This is a genomic window from Streptomyces sp. T39, from assembly GCF_008042045.1.
Lineage (GTDB): Bacteria > Actinomycetota > Actinomycetes > Streptomycetales > Streptomycetaceae > Streptomyces.
This window is the reverse complement of sequence record NZ_RDBP01000106.1, coordinates 1-825: the sequence shown is the minus strand read 5'-3', so window position 1 is coordinate 825 and position 825 is coordinate 1. Positions and strand designations below refer to the sequence as shown.

Sequence of the window (825 nt, the reverse complement as noted above, 5' to 3'; positions counted from 1 at the left end):
GAGTCCCTGACCACCAGCTCSGGCTGGAGAACGATCTGCTCGTGCCGGTGCGCGGCCGCCTCGTCCCCCGTCTCCTCGATCAGCAGCCGCGCGGCGGTGCGCCCGAGGTGGAAGGCGGGCTGCCGTACGGAGGTCAGCGGGACGGCCGCGGCGGCCGCGAACTCGATGTCGTCGTAGCCGACCAGGGCGACGTCGCCGGGGACCCGCACCCCCGCTCCGTACAGGCTCTGGAGGACGCCCAGGGCCAGCAKGTCGTTGGCGCAGAAGACCGCSGWSGGGMGKKCGSSCAKGCCCAGCAGGCGGGCGCCCGCGTCGATGCCGGAGGCGACGTCCAGCCGCGCCGCCTCGACGTGCCGCAGCGCGTCCGCGGGCAGCCCGGCCTCCGCGAGGGCGGCGCGTGCGCCGGCGTGCCGGTCGCGGCACTGGGGCAGGTGCATGGGGCCGCTGATGTAGGTGACCGAGCGGTGCCCGGCGGCCAGCAGATGCCGCACGGCCAGGGTGCCGCCGATGACGTCGTCCACGGACACCGAGCAGCCCTCGCCGTGCGCCACCTCGTGCAGCGCGGGCACCGGGAGGTCGTCTACGTCAGCGGCCCCATGCACCTCGCGCAGTGCCGCGACCGCCGCGAGGGCGCGCTGCTGGCCCTCGCGGAGGCGGGGCTGCCGGCCGGTGCCCTCGCACAGGTGGAGACGGCTCGCCTGGACGCCGCGGCCGGGCGGGACGCCGGGGCACGGCTGCTGGGCATGGCCGCCCTCCCGTCGGCGGTCTTCTGCGCCAACGACATGCTGGCCCTGGGCGTCCTCCAGAGCCTGTACGGAGCGGGGG

Annotated in this window: 1 protein-coding gene and 1 pseudogene; one reads left to right on the top strand and one right to left on the bottom strand. The window is 76.9% G+C overall.

Annotated features, from left to right (window positions below; translation table 11 throughout):
- A pseudogene (locus tag EAO77_RS35605) lies at positions 1-554 on the bottom strand (substrate-binding domain-containing protein); the annotation flags it as partial.
- Between EAO77_RS35605 and EAO77_RS39125 the strand changes: the two are divergent.
- Positions 483-825, top strand: a 343-nt coding sequence (locus EAO77_RS39125) for a substrate-binding domain-containing protein (protein WP_187283563.1), incomplete at its 3' end; no start/stop codon positions are given. The pseudogene EAO77_RS35605 and the gene EAO77_RS39125 sit on opposite strands and share 72 nt — an antisense overlap.